Here is a 14,935-nt window from a genome sequence, read left to right as displayed (position 1 = left end):
CGAGGTTATTTGGCATTTGACAAGTGCACGCTGTTGAGTTCTCAAGGATCGGATGCTCCCACACCACCCCCGCAAGGGCTTCGTAGTGAGGCAACGTCACACTCTTCGCTCGACTCCCGAACGAGACGGCACGCAACGATCGGAAGATCGTTGTCGGGCTCATCACCACGGGGCTTCGAGGTGGAGTACCCATCCTAGACCACAAGGTCTTGTTCTCTCTAGGAGAGGTTTGGGATGGAGGTGGTTCTCCGCTTGAGGGGGCCGGAGGCCTTTCGGTCTCTCGCTCTTCCCTGTGGGGCGAACAAGTAATAAGTTACGCGGCTCCTGCGGGTCGGGCAAATCACGCTCGCATCCCGGGCGTGTCGCCCGGGTTTCCGCAGGAGACGGCAGAGGCCGCCCGCCCCTCGTCGGGGTGGGCGGCCTCTGCAGACGTCGGTGATCAGGAGACGAATACGCCGGCCATCGTCTTCTTGCCGCGCCGAAGGACGGAGACCCCGCCGGGCAGGGACCCCGTGATGACGTGCGCTTCGTCGATGACCTTGACGCCGTCGACGGACACACCGCCCTGAGAGATCGCTCTACGGGCTTCGCTCGCGCTCGAGACCAGACCGGTGTCCAGGAGCGCCTGCACTACCGGGGTCTCCCCCACGGTCTCGACATGCGGCAGCTCCTCCAAAGCGGATCGCAGCGTGGGTGCGTCCAGGGACGTGAGATCGCCCTGGCCGAACAGCGCATCGGACGCAGCGGCGACCGCGGTCGCGGCATCCACTCCGTGCACCGTCGTCGTGACCTCCATCGCGAGACGACGCTGCGCTGCGCGGCGGAAGGGCTCGGCGGCGACGAGGCTCTCGTACTCCTCGATCTCGGCGCGCGTGAGGAAGGTGAACACCTTCAAGCGAGCGATCACGTCGGCGTCATCCGTGTTCAGCCAGAACTGGTACATCCGGTACGGGCTGCACATGTCGGCATCCAGCCACACCGCGTTGCCCTCGCTCTTGCCGAACTTCGTGCCGTCGCTGTTGGTGATCAGCGGTGTGCCGATCGCGTGCACGGACTCCCCCTCGACGCGATGGATCAGATCCGTGCCGCTCGTCAGGTTGCCCCACTGGTCGCTGCCCCCGGTCTGCAGGACGCATCCGTACTGGCGGTACAGCTCGAGGAAGTCCATCCCCTGCAGGATCTGGTAGCTGAACTCGGTGTAGCTGATGCCCGCGTCGGAGTTGAGGCGCGCGGCGACGGCATCCTTCTTCAGCATCGTGCCGACCCGGTAGTGCTTGCCGACCTCCCGGAGGAAGTCGATCGCGCTCATCGGCGCCGTCCAGTCGAGGTTGTTGACCAGTCGAGCTGCATTCTCGCCCTCGAAACTCAGGAACCGTTCGACCTGACCGCGCAGTCGCTCCACCCACTCCGTCACCGTCTCGCGGGTGTTGAGTGTGCGCTCCGCTGTCGGCCGGGGATCGCCGATCAGGCCGGTCGACCCGCCGACCAAGCCGAGCGGCTTGTGGCCGGCGAGCTGCAGACGCCGCAGCAGCAGGAGCTGCACGAGGTTGCCGAGGTGCAGGCTCGGAGCCGTCGGGTCGAAGCCGCAGTAATACGTGATCGGGTCCCCGGAGAGCAGGTCGCGAAGCGAGGCTTCGTCCGTCGACACGTGCACGAGGCCACGCCACACGATCTCATCCCACACGTTGCCGAAGGACGGGTCGTTGGCGGGCGCGAGCGCCGTCAGATCAGCACTCGATACGGATTCAGACACGTCTTCCAGGCTACCAGCGGGGCTTCGGCCGATCAGTCCGCCGCTACCTCGTCGTAGAGACCGATGACGTTGCCCTCGGAATCGCGGAGGTACACCCAGCGCGAACGCTCATCCAGGGGTTGGATCTCCCCCATCTGCTCTCCGCCCGCGGCAACGGCGAGAGCGATCGTGTCCTCGATGCGGTCGACGGTGAAGACGACGGTCGGATGCGGCAGTACGCCCCGGATGTGGAGGTCGCCGTTCGCGCCCTCACCATCGGGCTGCACGATCGTGCCCATGTCATCGCCCCACGGGGTGTAGTCGAAGCCGAGGACGTCCTTGTAGAAGGCCTGCGCACGCAGGATGTCGTCGACGGGGATCTCGAAGTGCTCCATTTTCGCCATGATCAGAGACAAGCAGTGGGCCCGGCTGACGGCAAGCGTCAGGTCGCCGTGCCCCACCACAGGAGGAAGGCCGCGCCCAGGGCCGTCGCCCAACTGACGAGGCTGCCGATGAGGAAGTATTCGGCACGGGTTCCGAGGTCGGTGTCGCGGGAGATCTCGGGGAATCGGACGATCCCCTTCGCCGCGAGGACGGCGGCGAGGAGCGTGAATGCCCCGGTGACCGTGAGCGCGAACACGAGGACGCGCTCGAGCGGACCGATCAGGCGTCCCCCCTTGAGGACAGTCGGGCCGTCGGCGGTGACCTCCCCGCCGCGCAGTGCGGACCGGACGACGACATTGCCCGACTCCGTCAGGAACGTCAGTGCACCGAGCACGAAGACGCCGACGTCGAGGCTCACCGCGCCGAGCGGGGAGTCTCCCGGCCACATCGCTCCGAGCGGTCCCTGATCCGGACGCACGCCCGTGAGGGCGACCGAGCCGAGCGCCACGAGCGCGACGGCGATCAGCGGCCACAGTCCTGCGCGATCACCCGACGACCCGGGTGTGGCGACCACCCAGATCGCGGCGACCCCGGTGCCCATGAAGGCCCAGACAGCGGCATCCGCTCCCGCCGATCCGAGGAGGACGACCAGGAAGGCTGTGACGTACAGCGCGGCCTTCGCTCGAGACGGCGCATGCCGTCGGATCAGGTCCGCTAACCCGACGGCGAGCAGAACGATGCCGGCACCGATCACGACGCATCCTTCGAGAGTTCGGTGAAGCCTGCGACCAGGGCTGCGGAGCCCGCGGCCGAGAGCGCCTGGGACACGGCGGGCTGGGTGATCCCCTCGGCGTCCGCCAACTGCCGCTGTGTCCGGCCGAGGCACCTGCCGTACGTGAGCCGACGGGTCCGCTCACTCATGGCGGACACCAGTTCGTCGCGCGTGAGGAGGTAGGCATTGGCATAGGCGATGCGTTCGGTCATGGCGGCATCCTGTCCCGCTTCGGCCGCGATCCGTGTACGCGCGTGCGGCACGGTGCGGTCCTGCAGCCGGTGAGCGTCGTCGATCGCGGCGCGCGCCGCCCACCATCCCGGCCCATCGGTGATGGTTTCGTCGATGGGCTCGATCGCGCCGACTCCGAGACCGAATCGAAGCTCGATCCCTTCGGGGAGATGGAGTTGGATGAGCAACAGCGAGGTCAGCGCCCTGGAGAGGTCGGGGTAGACCGCCTGGAATTCGTCGCCGACGGTCGGGCTGAGGGGGGATGCCGCAACACGGTGGTCCGTGTGCGCCTGGTGCGACGAGCCGACGATCGCCCGCTGCGCGCCCGCACGGTCCGGAAGAGAACGAGACCCGACGATGTCGGCGATGACGGCGACGCGGGGAGACATGAGGGAATGCTACGACGCTGATGACCGACAATCAATAAGCCGTTTGCTTATTCAATCCGAAATATAAGCAGGGAAGATCACACCCGCAGGTCGCGAGCGAGATCCTGCACCCGCGACACCAGCGCTGCGCGCTGCTCCCCCACCCGCTCAGGAGCGGTGCCGCCGACACCGTCCCGGCTCGCAACCGAACCCTCGACCGTCAGGACCTCCCGCACTGCCGGCACGAGATGCGGCGACACGTCCGCCAGAAGCGCATCATCCGCATCCTCGAGCCCGATCCCCCGCTGCTCGCAGATCTGCACCAAGGCTCCGGAGATCTCGTGGGCGTCGCGGAACGGAACACCCTGCTTGACCAGCCAGTCGGCGACATCGGTCGCCAACGAGAAGCCCTCCGGGGCGGATGCCGCCATCCGATCGGTGTCGAAACGGAGAGTCGCGATCATCCCCGCGAACGCCGGGAGCAGGACCTCGAGCGTGGTCACCGAATCGAAGATCGGCTCCTTGTCCTCCTGCAGATCGCGGTTGTACGCGAGCGGGAGGGCCTTCAGCGTGGCGAGCAGGCCGGTGAGGTTGCCGATGAGGCGTCCGGACTTACCGCGGGCGAGCTCGGCGATGTCGGGGTTCTTCTTCTGGGGCATGATGCTCGACCCCGTCGAGAAGCCGTCGTCGAGGCGCACGAAGGAGAACTCCCGCGTGTTCCAGATGATGATGTCCTCCGCGAAGCGGGAGATGTCGACACCGATCATCGCGGCGATGAAGGCGAACTCCGCCACCACGTCGCGCGCGGATGTGCCGTCCATGGAGTTCTCGGCCGGTCGCGCCAGCCCGAGATCGTTCGCCACAGCGTGGGCGTCGAGTCCGAAAGTCGCACCCGCGAGCGCTCCCCCGCCGTAGGGCGAGACCGACGCGCGAGCCGTCCAATCCCGCAGTCGCTCGAGGTCGCGGACGAGTGGCCACGCGTGAGCCTGGAGGTGGTGCGCGAGAAGAACGGGCTGAGCGTGCTGGAGGTGCGTCCGCCCCGGCATGATCGCCAGAGGGTGCGCCTCGGCCTGCGCGACGATCGCGTCGACGACGCGGACGATGTCGCGTGCGATCACCCGGGAGTGGTCGAGGAGGAACAGTCGCACCAGGGTCGCGATCTGATCGTTGCGGCTCCGGCCCGCGCGCAGCTTGCCACCCAGCTCCGGGCCGACCTCACGGATGAGGGCCGCCTCCAGTGCGCCGTGCACGTCCTCGTCCGATTCAGTGGCGACGAGGTCACCCGACCGCACGGCGTCGCCGAGCGCGTCGAGCCCGGCGTGCATCCGGCTCTCCTCTTCCGCCGTGAGGTATCCGGCGGCGGAGAGCGCACGAGCGTGGGCGTGGGAACCGGCCAGGTCGTAGTGGGCCAGAGCCCAGTCGAAATGGGTGGATCGACTCAGCTGGACGAGCTCCGGAGACGGGCCGGTGGCGAAGCGCCCGCCCCACAGCGCACCCTGATTCGTCGCGTCGCTCTTGCTCTCACTCACGAGACCACCCTATCGGCGGGGTCGAGGTGCCAACCGGGCACCAGCTTGCGCGAGAGGAAGGCCAACGCCCGTTCCAGCGGGCCCTGGCCGTTCAGGAGCGCCCACGACGTGCAGAAGACGATCGCCCCCAAGCAGAACCACCAGAAGGGGTCGAGGTCGCGGAACGCCTGCAGGTCCGTCGTGTCATCGAACACGCCGAGCGCGACCACCGCCCAGACGACGACCTGCCCCACGTAGGCGGTCAGTGGCATGGAGCCGACGGCGCGCAGCGGCGCGACGAGCCACGTGAACGGGGTGCGACACAAGAGGAGGCAGGCTCCGATGACCGCCAGAGCGAATCCTCCGGACCCGATGACCTCCGCGAGACCGCCGCTGTGAGCCTGGGCGGAGAACACCGCCTCCCCGTAAGTGCCCGGCAACGCCGTGCCGGACGCCTCGGCAACGATCGAGACGAGCCCGCCGACGACCGCGGCGGCCACTCCCGCCGCGAGGATCGTGACCTGCACCGTCGTGCTGCGCAGATCGGTGCGCCCGACGGCGATGCCTGCCACGATGAACGCGATCCACAGCGGGAAGGGGTACGCCCACCCCGTGAACAGGAACAGGTCCCGCCCCGATTCACCGTCCCAGACCGCGAGCGCATCGAGGAACGGCAGGAGCCACGGCATCACGAGCGCGACGGAGGCAGCGATCACCCAGAGCATCCGGATCGACGAAGCGAGGAGCGGGATCGCGAGGAGGAAGAGGATGCCGTAGGCCTGGAGGATGACGTAGATCGGCACCCCGGTCTGCGTGAGGAGGACCCCGATCAGCCAGAGCGCGACGGCGCGGACGGCGAGGCGTCTGCGGCTCACCCCGAGCCGTGCACCGCGATGCGGCATCCGCCCGCCGGTCATGAGCGCGATGGAGACGCCGGCGAGCGTGGCGAAGAGGATCGACGATCGCCCGTTGACGAGGTCGGCCCAGGTCGACGGCTCCGTCAGCGAGACGGGTTCTTCGATCGTGAGCAGGTGCGCGGCGAGCATGCCGAAGACGGCGAGTGCCCGCGCGAGGTCCAGGCCGTGGAGCCTGGCGGGGCCGTTCCAGCTGCGCCAGGCGCGGGTCAGCTCTGCCGCAGCAGCCACACCAGCAGCGCCTTCTGCGCGTGCAGGCGGTTCTCCGCCTCGTCCCAGACGACGCTCTGCGGCCCGTCGATGACCTCGGCGTCCACCTCGTACCCGCGATCGGCGGGGAGACAGTGGATGAAGATCGCGTCGTCCTGAGCGAGCGACATCGTCTCCTGCGTGACCTTGTACGAACCGAGGTCCCGCAGGCGTGCGATCTTCTCCTCTTCCTTCCCCATCGACACCCACGTGTCGGTGACGATCACGTCCGCGCCGGCGGCCGCCTCGTTCGGGTCGGTGTAGAGCGTGAGGGAACCGCCCGTCTCCGCGGCACGGCGGTCTGCGTCGGCGACGACGTCCTCGCGGGGTGCGTAGTCGTCGGGTGAGGCGATGCGCACGTGCATGCCGGCCGTGACGCCGGCGAGCGCGTAGGAGTGCGCCATGTTCGAGAGTCCGTCGCCGAAGAACGCGAGGGTCAGACCCTTCAGCTGCCCCTTGTGCTCGCGGATCGTGAGCAGGTCGGCAAGCAGCTGGCACGGGTGGAAGTCGTCGCTCAGGGCGTTGACGACGGGCACGCGCGTGCCCTTCGCCATCTCCTCGAGCCCTGTCTGCGCGTACGTGCGCCAGACGATCGCGGCGACCTGGCGCTCGAGCACACGCGCGGTGTCGGAGGGGGTCTCCTTGCCGCCGAGCTGACTGTTCGCGGTCGAGATGATGAGCGGGGAACCGCCCAGGTCGGCGATGCCGACGGCGAAGGACACCCGCGTACGCGTCGACGACTTGTCGAAGATGACGGCGACGGTCTGCGGACCCGCGAGCGGCTTCTCCTTCCAGCGGTCGGCCTTCAGCTCGACGGCGAGGTCGAGGATCTCGGCCTGTTCGGCGGGGGTCAGGTCGTCGTCGCGGAGCAGGTGGCGGGTCATGCAGAGGCCTCCGGTGTGTCGTGGGTCGTGTCGTCGAGCAAGAGGGCGTCCTCGACGGTGGCGAGGGCGCGGGCGAAGAGCGTCTGGAACTCATCGATCTCGACGTCGCCGATCGTGAGGGCCGGGGCGAGGCGGATCGTCGAGTCGTTGGCGGCGTTGATGATCAGCCCGTGCTGCTGGGCCGCGGCGACGACCGCACCCGCGACGGGATACCGGAGGGCGACGCCGATCAGCAGTCCCTGGCCGCGGCATCCCGCCACCAGGTCGGACCCGATCGCGGTCACCGCGTCGCGGACCTGCCGACCGCGCTCGGTGGCCGCCTCGACGAGGCCTGCGCTCTCGATCTCGTCGAGCACCGCCGAGGCGACGGCGGTTGCCAGCGGGTTGCCGCCGAACGTGGAGCCGTGGGTGCCGGGGTAGAAGAGGTCGCTCGCGGCGCCGAAGGTGATGAGCGCGCCGATCGGGATGCCGTTGCCGATCCCCTTGGCGACGGTGATGGCGTCGGGGGTGATCCCGGTGTGTTGGAACGCGAACCACGCCCCGGTGCGCCCGGCACCGGTCTGGATCTCGTCGATGATCAGCAGCGCGCCGTGCCGGCGGGTGATCTCCCGGGCCGCAGCGAGATACCCCTCGGGCAGTTCCAGGACTCCCGCTTCGCCCTTGATCGGTTCGACGAACAGCGCCGCGACGCGATCGTCGATCGCCTCCTCGAGCGCGTCGATCGTGGAGTCGAGGAACTCGACGCCGGGGACCATCGGCTCGAACGGCTGCTGCATGGCGGGCTTGCCGGTGAGGGCGAGGGTCCCCATCGTGCGGCCATGGAAGGCGTTCTTCAGCGCGAGGATGCGGGGCCTGTCCGTGCCGCCGTGGAGACGGGCGAGCTTGAAGGCCGCCTCGTTCGCCTCGGCACCGGAGTTGCCGAAGTAGACCCGGCCGGACTCGCCCGTCCCGGCGAGTCGCTTCAGTCGTGCCGCCAGACCCAGCTGGGGCGGCGTGGCGAAGTAGTTCGAGACGTGTCCCAGCGTGGCCGCCTGGTCGGCGACGGCTTGGACGAACACGGGGTGGGCGTGGCCGAGGGAGATCACGGCGATGCCGCCGAGGAAATCGAGGTAGCGGGTGCCCTCGTCATCCCACAGGTGCGCGCCTTCGCCGCGCACGAGCAGCGCGAATCGGTCCCCCGAGTTGAGGACGAGGTCGCGAGACGCGTCGTCCTTCCAGCTCACCGTCGTCTGCACGGTCATCCCGCCACCACCTCTGTTCCGATTCCGCGTTCTGTGAAGAGCTCGACGAGCACCGAGTGGGGCTGACGGCCGTCGATGATGGCCGCGCGGTCGACGCCGCCGTCGACCGCATCGAGGCACGCCTGCATCTTGGGGATCATCCCCGACTCGAGGCTCGGAAGCATCGTGCGCAGCTCCGTCGCGGTCAGGTGCGAGACGAGGGAGTCGCGGTTGGGCCAGTCGGCGTAGAGGCCCGCGACGTCGGTGAGGATGACGAGCTTGACCGCGCCGAGAGCCACGGCGAGCGCGGCAGCCGCAGCATCCGCGTTCACGTTCAGGGAGCTGCCGGGCTGATCGACATCCGGCGCGATCGAGGAGACGACGGGCACCCGGTCGGCGGCGAGATGGTCGAGGATCGCCGTCGGGTCGACTCCCACGACGTCGCCGACGTGCCCGAGATCGTGTTCGGCTCCATCGACGACGACGCCCCGTCGACGCCCCTCGAAGAGGCCCGCGTCCTCGCCTGACATCCCGGTGGCGAACGAGCCGTGCGCGTTGATCCGCGAGACGAGCTGCGGGTTGATCTGGCCCGCGAGCACCATGCGGACGACGCCGATCGCCTCGGTGCTCGTCACGCGGTAGCCGCCTTTGAACTCGCTCGGGATGTCGAGCCGGTCGAGCATCTTCGAGATCTGCGGCCCGCCGCCGTGCACGACGACGGGCTTCACCCCGACGTGGTGCAGATAGGCGATGTCCTCCGCGAACGCAGTCTGCAGCTCCTCGCTGACCATCGCGTTGCCGCCGTACTTGATGACGACGATCTGGTCGCGGAAGCGCTTGAGCCAGGGGAGGGATTCGACGAGGACTGCGGCTTTGCCGGCGGCCTCTTCGGGCGTGGTCTGCTGGATGTCGGTCATGACGAGTAGGCGCTGTTCTCGTGGACGTAGTCGTGCGTGAGGTCGTTGGTGAGGATGGTCGCCGCGGCCTGCCCGACCCGCAGGTCGACGAGGATGTGCGTCGCGCGCGGAGTCAGGTCGACCTCTTCGCGGGGGCGATCGGGGCCGCCCGCCGTGCAGACCCGGACCCCGTTGAAGGACACATCGACGTCGTAGGGGTCGAAGGCCGCGTCGGTCGTCCCGATCGCGGCGAGCACGCGTCCCCAGTTGGGGTCGTTGCCGAAAATGGCGGCCTTGAAGAGGTTGTTCCGCGCAATCGACCGGCCGACCGTGACGGCCTCGTCCTCGCTTGCGGCGCCGACGATCTCGATCGTGATGTCGTGGCTGGCGCCCTCGGCGTCGCCCTGCAGCTGTGCCGCGAGGTCGAGGCAGAGCTCCGTGAGGGCGAGCGCGAACGAGGCCGGCTCGGGACGGATGCCGCTGGCTCCGCTCGCGAGCAGCGTCACCTGGTCGTTCGTCGACATGCACCCGTCGGAATCGAGCCGGTCGAAGCTCACCCGAGTGGCCTGCCGCAAGGCGGCGTCGGCAGCGACGGCATCCAGGTCCGCATCCGTCGTGATGACGACGAGCATCGTGGCGAGGCCCGGCGCGAGCATGCCGGCCCCCTTGGCCATACCGCCGATCGTCCAGCCGTCGCGAGAGACGACGGCCCGCTTCGGCCGCGAGTCGGTGGTCATGATGGCGAGGGATGCCGCGTCTCCCCCGTCGGCGGAGAGGGCGGCGACACCCTTCTCGACACCGTCGAGGACCTTGCCTCGGAAGACCTCGTCACCGGTGCCGATGAGGCCGGTCGAGCAGACGAGCACGTCACCTGCGCCGATGCCGAGCAGCTCGGCGGCCTTCTCGGCGGTCTGGTGCGTGGTCTGGAATCCGAAGGTTCCGGTGAAGCAGTTCGCTCCGCCGGAGTTCAGGACGATCGCTTCGACGACGCCGTCGCCGATGACCTGCTGGGACCACAGGATCGGGTTGGCCTTGGCCCGGTTGGTCGTGAAGACGGCCGCTCCGACCTTCTTGGGTCCGCGATTCACGACGACGGCGACGTCGCTCGCGCCTGTCGACTTGAGGCCTGCGGCGACGCCCGCCGCCTCGAATCCCTGTGCTGCCGTGACGCTCACGGTGCCACTCCGTTCACACTCAGAGCCGTCGTCTCGGGGAGACCGAGGGCGATGTTCATCGATTGGATCGCGGCACCGGCGGTGCCCTTGACGAGGTTGTCCACGGCCGCGACGACGACGACGCGGCCGGCGGCCCGGTCGATCGCGAGACCGAGGAGGGCCGCGTTGGCGCCGAGGACGTCCGCCGTCCGGGGGAAGGATCCCTCGGGAAGCAGGTGTACGAACGGCTCGTCGGCGTACGCCGACTCCCACGCGTCCCGGATCTGCGCGTCGGTGACGCCCGGCGCGATGGGAGCGGTCGAGGTGGCGAGGATGCCGCGGGCCATGGGGACGAGCACCGGCGTGAACGAGATGCGGATGTCGGCCGTGGCCGGGGCCGCGGCGGCGAGCGCCTGCCTGATCTCGGGGATGTGCCGGTGGGTGCCGCCGACGGCGTACGGGTTGGCGGTACCGAGGATCTCCGACGCGAGGAGGTTCGTCTTGAGGCTCTTGCCCGCTCCGGAGGGTCCGACGGCAAGCACACTCACGATGTCGCCCGCATCGATGACGCCGGCCGCGAGGCCCGGGGCGAGGCTCAACGAGACAGTGGAGGCGTTACAGCCGGGTGCCGCGATGCGCCTGGCGCCGACGAGGGCGTCGCGTTGCTTCGCGCTCCCGACGGGGAGCTCGGGCACGCCGTAGGCCCACGGCTCGGAGAAAGCACCGCCGTAGAACGCGTCCCATGCGTCGGCATCCGTGAGGCGGTGGTCCGCCCCGGCGTCGATGACGAGCGGAACGCTCTCCAGCATCTCGGTGTACTGCGCCGACTGCCCGTGCGGCAGGGCCAGGAACACGATGTCGTGGCCCGCGAGGACCTCGGGGGTCGTGTCCTGCAGTGTCAGGTGCGCGAGCGAGCGCAGATGCGGCTGGTGGTCGATGAGCGGCTGTCCGGCGTTCGAGTGCGCCGTGACGGTGCGGATCTCGACGTCGGGGTGCGATGCGAGGAGGCGGAGGATCTCTCCGCCCGCATAGCCGGAAGCGCCGGAGACGGCGACCGAGAAGGTCATGAGTCAACCTTATTGTCTGGGGTGAACGGAGCCGGAGACGGCGACACCTGCGGCTCGATCCGACCTGCGCGGAGAGCGGGAGGGGTCGCCTAAAGTCGGCGGTCGCCCAGACGTCGACGCGCGCGGACCACCGTCGAAACGGTGAGGGTCACGGGCGAGGACATACCGCGACGGTATCGCCGCGGCATCCGTCGTCGCAAATCGACCTCACCGCTGGGCGCGCAGCGCCTCGATCAGCGCCAGCTCTTCGGCGCGCTCGAGCCCCGCCGTGCGGGAGCGGGCGAGACCGCGTCGGCGTTCGTCTTCCAGGACACAGGCGATGGTTTCGGCGAGTGGACGGATGCGGCCGCCCGCCGCACGGTACGCCGCGCCGCTGCGCGTCGCGAACCCCGGCATGTCGGCCGGCAGCCACAGAGGCAGCGACCGCGGTCCCGCCCAGTGGGCGACCCCGTGGCGCTCGAGCCAGTCGGCGGGCGCAGTCACCACCTCGCCGGTGTGGCCCGCGCCCTCCCTCGCGAGGGTCAGGACCTCGGCGAGCGGGTGGGAGTGGCCGACCGCGTCGACGGTTCCGTCGAACCCGCGCGCGCCCGAGGCGACGACGAAGGACACCAGATCGTCCACGTCGATCACCTGGGCTCGAAAACCCGTCGTCTCGGGGACGAGCACCGCCTCTGCGACCGCTGCCGCGAACCGCGCCGGCCAGTAGCCGAAGCGGTCCGTCCTGTCGCCCGGACCGACGATGAGCCCGGGCCGGATCACCGAGGCACGGGCGCCGAGGGCCGCTGCCGCGCGCTCGGCGGCCACCTTGGCGCGCGCGTAGTCGTAGGGGTCCGCGTCACTCAGGGGCTCGACGAGCGCCGCCCGCTCGTCGGCGCCCGTCCGGGTCGCGTCCGCGTAGACCGACACGCTCGAGATGTAGGTCGCGTGCGCCGCGCGATCGCCGAGAGCGGCTGCCGCCTGAGCGACATGCGCGGGCTCGGAGGAGACGTCGACGACCTCGTCCCATTCGGTCGCGGCCAGCGCGAAGTACGCCCCCGGACGGTCCCGCTCGGTGACGACGAGATCCGCGCCGGCGGGGGCTGATCTCGTGCCGCGCGCCGTCACGGTCACGCGAGCGCCCCGCTCCAGCCACGCCTCGGCGATCCGGCGGCCGACCCACCCGGTGCCGCCGAGGACGAGGATGCGGTCGGTCATGAGGGAAGCGCCCGGATCCTCTGGAGCAGTTCCGGCCCGGACCGGTCGAGGGTCCGTCCGCCGAGGTGGACGCCCAGCACGGCGAGGCCGCCGCCGACCACCACCCCCGTGGCGAGCGTCGGCCAGCCCCACGCCGCGGGACCCTGGACCATACCCGTGACGGCGAGGAGGAGAACGGGAAGCGACAGCACCGCGATGACCGCCCAAACGACGAACACCAGGAGACTGCCCACGAAGGTCTGTCCCGGAACGCTCTTGAACGGGCTGTCCCCCGGCGCGGCGACGGGCGCGATGATCATCGCGGACGTCACGGCCGCCACCCCGTACCCGGTGAGCAGGACTCCGAGGGCGGTGCCGAGGACGAGCGGGAGACGCCCGGCATCCGCACTCAGGACGCTGGTGACGACCGAGAGGACGACCACCAGTGGGATGCCGAGACACGCCGCTCCCAGGAGCCGGCCGAGACGGTCGTCGCTACCCCGAACGCCGGTCGCGAGCACCGTCGCGTACGCCGTCCCGTCGTAGGAGACGTCGCTGTAGCAGGCGATGGCCAGCACGAATGCCACGAGCACCGGCGACGCTGCGAAGAGGAAGCCGTCGACGCCGCTCACGAAGGCGAACAGGATCGGGAAGACCGGGACCACGAGGAGCTGGCGGAGGTACCGCGGGTCGCGAAGCCACGCACTGAGCGAGCGCGCCCAGGTCGCGCCGACACCACCGGTCGGCATGACCCCGAACAGTCCGAGCTTGCCCGCGGCGACCTGCCGGCTCGCCTGGCGCGGCGGGGAGGACGTGGCGCTCGCGACGATGCGCGCCCAGGCCCACCACAGGGCGACGAGACTGGCGAGCGCGATCGCGATGCGGGCGAGGGCGAGGAGCCCGTCGCCGGCAGCGAGTGCGGGCGCCACCGCCCATGCGGCTCCGAGCGGCGTCCACGGCAGGACCGCCGCCGCGGCTCCGAGCCGCGCACCGAGCGATCCGTCGCCACCGTCGAGCAGGGTCAGGATGCCGGTGGTGATCGGCCCCGCGAGCATCACGACGACGAGGACGAGCGTCCCGATCAGCTCACGCCCGCGGCGGTTGCCGCCGACGCCACCGGAGAGCTCCCCGACCAGGCGGGAGGCGACGACGCAGATGGCCACCCCGATGAGCACCGACGGGATCCCCGCCAGGGCGGCCAGGGGCCAGCGCACCCAGAGGATGAGGGAGATCAGTGCCACGAGGGTCGACACGATGCCGGGGATGCCGGTGGCGCCCGTTCCGGCGAGCGCGAGCATCGTCTGGCGACGGCTGAACGGGTAGGGCGCGAGGCGGCGCGCGTCGATGGACGTGTCCATCCCCGCCACGACGATCGGCCCGACGACCCACCCGAGCACGAGCGCGCTGCCGCCGACGATACTCACCGCCGCCGAGACTTCGAGCGATCCGAACAGGCTCAGCGACACGATCCCAGCGGTGAGCGAGACCAGGATGCCGAGCCCCCACAGCGCACCGGCGATGAACCCGACCAGCTGCCACGGACGTCGGGCGAGGGTGTTGAAGAGGGCCCGATATCGGAGCTTCAGGACTGTCGCAACCACTGCGGCCCCTCGCTCGTGTGGCGGCCGCCGACGAGGTCGACGAAGCGGTCCTGCAGGCTCTGTCCTGCGCGGACCTCGTCGACCGTACCGGCGGCGAGGACGCGTCCGGCCGCGATGACGGCGACGTGATCGCACATGCGCTGGACGAGGTCCATCGAGTGGCTCGAGACGATGACCGATCCGCCGGATGCGGTGTAGCTGCGCAGGACGTCCTCGATGTTCGCTGCGGAGACAGGGTCGACAGATTCGAATGGCTCGTCGAGGACGAGGAGGCGGGGCGCGTGCACCAGTGCACAGGCCAGCGCGACCTTCTTGGTCATGCCGGCCGAGTAGTCCGCGACGATCGTCCCGGCCGCGGGACGCAGGTCCATGAGATCCAGGAGGTCCGAGACGCGCGGTGCGATCTCGGGGCGGGGGAGCCCGAACATCATGGCCGTGTAGGTGATGAGCTGCTCACCGGTGAGGCGGTCGAAGAGGCGGATGCCGTCGGACAGGTTTCCGATGACCCGTTTCGCGGCGACCGGGTCTCGCCATACGTCGATCCCGTGCACCCAGGCGCCGCCCGCGTCAGGACGTAGCAAGCCGGTCGCCATCGACAGCGTGGTCGTCTTGCCGGCCCCGTTCGGGCCCACGAGGCCGTAGAACGAGCCGGACGGCACGACCAGATCGATGCCGGCGACCGCCGGGACCGATCCGAAGTGCTTGACGAGGCCGGAGAGATGGAGGGCGGGGACGCTCTGTTGCTCGCTCACCCGGCGAGCCTAGCGAAGGGCCGTGTCGCG

At 69.7% G+C, this 14,935-nt stretch carries 14 protein-coding genes; all 14 read right to left on the bottom strand.

The genetic code is table 11. The features are described from left to right. Positions 1–439 precede the first annotated feature (439 nt). The gene (tyrS, locus tag ACIQLK_RS07470; protein ID WP_400363823.1) at positions 440–1,753 is read right to left on the bottom strand and encodes a tyrosine--tRNA ligase; all 1,314 of its coding nucleotides are present in this window, start codon (positions 1,751–1,753) and stop codon (positions 440–442) included. 32 nt (positions 1,754–1,785) lie between these two features. Continuing rightward, complete coding sequence (locus ACIQLK_RS07465; RefSeq protein WP_400363822.1) at positions 1,786–2,136, bottom strand: VOC family protein; 351 nt, start codon at positions 2,134–2,136, stop codon at positions 1,786–1,788. A 38-nt stretch (positions 2,137–2,174) separates the two neighbouring features. Further along, a complete protein-coding gene (locus ACIQLK_RS07460) occupies positions 2,175–2,870 on the bottom strand; it encodes a hypothetical protein (protein WP_400363821.1) in 696 nt (231 codons plus the stop codon). Further along, positions 2,867–3,508: a SatD family protein gene (locus ACIQLK_RS07455; protein ID WP_400363820.1), complete on the bottom strand. Its 642-nt coding sequence runs from the start codon at positions 3,506–3,508 to the stop codon at positions 2,867–2,869. Before ACIQLK_RS07455 ends, ACIQLK_RS07460 begins: the two co-directional genes overlap by 4 nt. 77 nt (positions 3,509–3,585) lie before the next feature. After that, complete coding sequence (gene argH, locus ACIQLK_RS07450; protein WP_400363819.1) at positions 3,586–5,016, bottom strand: argininosuccinate lyase; 1,431 nt, start codon at positions 5,014–5,016, stop codon at positions 3,586–3,588. Next, positions 5,013–6,140: a heparan-alpha-glucosaminide N-acetyltransferase domain-containing protein gene (locus tag ACIQLK_RS07445; protein WP_400363818.1), complete on the bottom strand. Its 1,128-nt coding sequence runs from the start codon at positions 6,138–6,140 to the stop codon at positions 5,013–5,015. The genes argH and ACIQLK_RS07445 overlap by 4 nt, the downstream gene beginning before the upstream one ends. Then, positions 6,119–7,042 carry an ornithine carbamoyltransferase gene (argF, locus tag ACIQLK_RS07440; RefSeq protein ID WP_400363816.1) on the bottom strand — a complete coding sequence of 308 codons (924 nt, stop codon included), beginning with the start codon at positions 7,040–7,042 and terminating at the stop codon, positions 6,119–6,121. Before argF ends, ACIQLK_RS07445 begins: the two co-directional genes overlap by 22 nt. Then, positions 7,039–8,283 (bottom strand): acetylornithine transaminase, encoded by a 1,245-nt coding sequence (locus tag ACIQLK_RS07435; protein ID WP_400363814.1) that lies wholly within the window; start codon positions 8,281–8,283, stop codon positions 7,039–7,041. The genes argF and ACIQLK_RS07435 overlap by 4 nt, the downstream gene beginning before the upstream one ends. Further along, positions 8,280–9,179, bottom strand: coding sequence for an acetylglutamate kinase (gene argB, locus ACIQLK_RS07430; RefSeq protein ID WP_400363813.1), 900 nt, complete (start codon positions 9,177–9,179; stop codon positions 8,280–8,282). Before argB ends, ACIQLK_RS07435 begins: the two co-directional genes overlap by 4 nt. After that, the gene (argJ, locus tag ACIQLK_RS07425; protein WP_400363811.1) at positions 9,176–10,333 is read right to left on the bottom strand and encodes a bifunctional glutamate N-acetyltransferase/amino-acid acetyltransferase ArgJ; all 1,158 of its coding nucleotides are present in this window, start codon (positions 10,331–10,333) and stop codon (positions 9,176–9,178) included. Before argJ ends, argB begins: the two co-directional genes overlap by 4 nt. Then, positions 10,330–11,379, bottom strand: coding sequence for an N-acetyl-gamma-glutamyl-phosphate reductase (gene argC / locus ACIQLK_RS07420; protein WP_400363810.1), 1,050 nt, complete (start codon positions 11,377–11,379; stop codon positions 10,330–10,332). Before argC ends, argJ begins: the two co-directional genes overlap by 4 nt. A 207-nt stretch (positions 11,380–11,586) precedes the next feature. Continuing rightward, positions 11,587–12,573 (bottom strand): NAD-dependent epimerase/dehydratase family protein, encoded by a 987-nt coding sequence (locus tag ACIQLK_RS07415; RefSeq protein WP_400363809.1) that lies wholly within the window; start codon positions 12,571–12,573, stop codon positions 11,587–11,589. Then, a complete protein-coding gene (locus ACIQLK_RS07410; protein ID WP_400363808.1) occupies positions 12,570–14,153 on the bottom strand; it encodes a hypothetical protein in 1,584 nt (527 codons plus the stop codon). The genes ACIQLK_RS07415 and ACIQLK_RS07410 overlap by 4 nt, the downstream gene beginning before the upstream one ends. Continuing rightward, a complete protein-coding gene (locus tag ACIQLK_RS07405) occupies positions 14,135–14,905 on the bottom strand; it encodes an ABC transporter ATP-binding protein (RefSeq protein ID WP_400363807.1) in 771 nt (256 codons plus the stop codon). Before ACIQLK_RS07405 ends, ACIQLK_RS07410 begins: the two co-directional genes overlap by 19 nt. Positions 14,906–14,935 lie beyond the last annotated feature (30 nt).

The sequence above is a fragment of the Microbacterium sp. NPDC091382 genome, from assembly GCF_044757025.1.
Taxonomy (GTDB): domain Bacteria; phylum Actinomycetota; class Actinomycetes; order Actinomycetales; family Microbacteriaceae; genus Microbacterium.
Note: the sequence above shows the minus strand (reverse complement) of the source record. Positions and strands in the feature narration are given on the sequence as shown.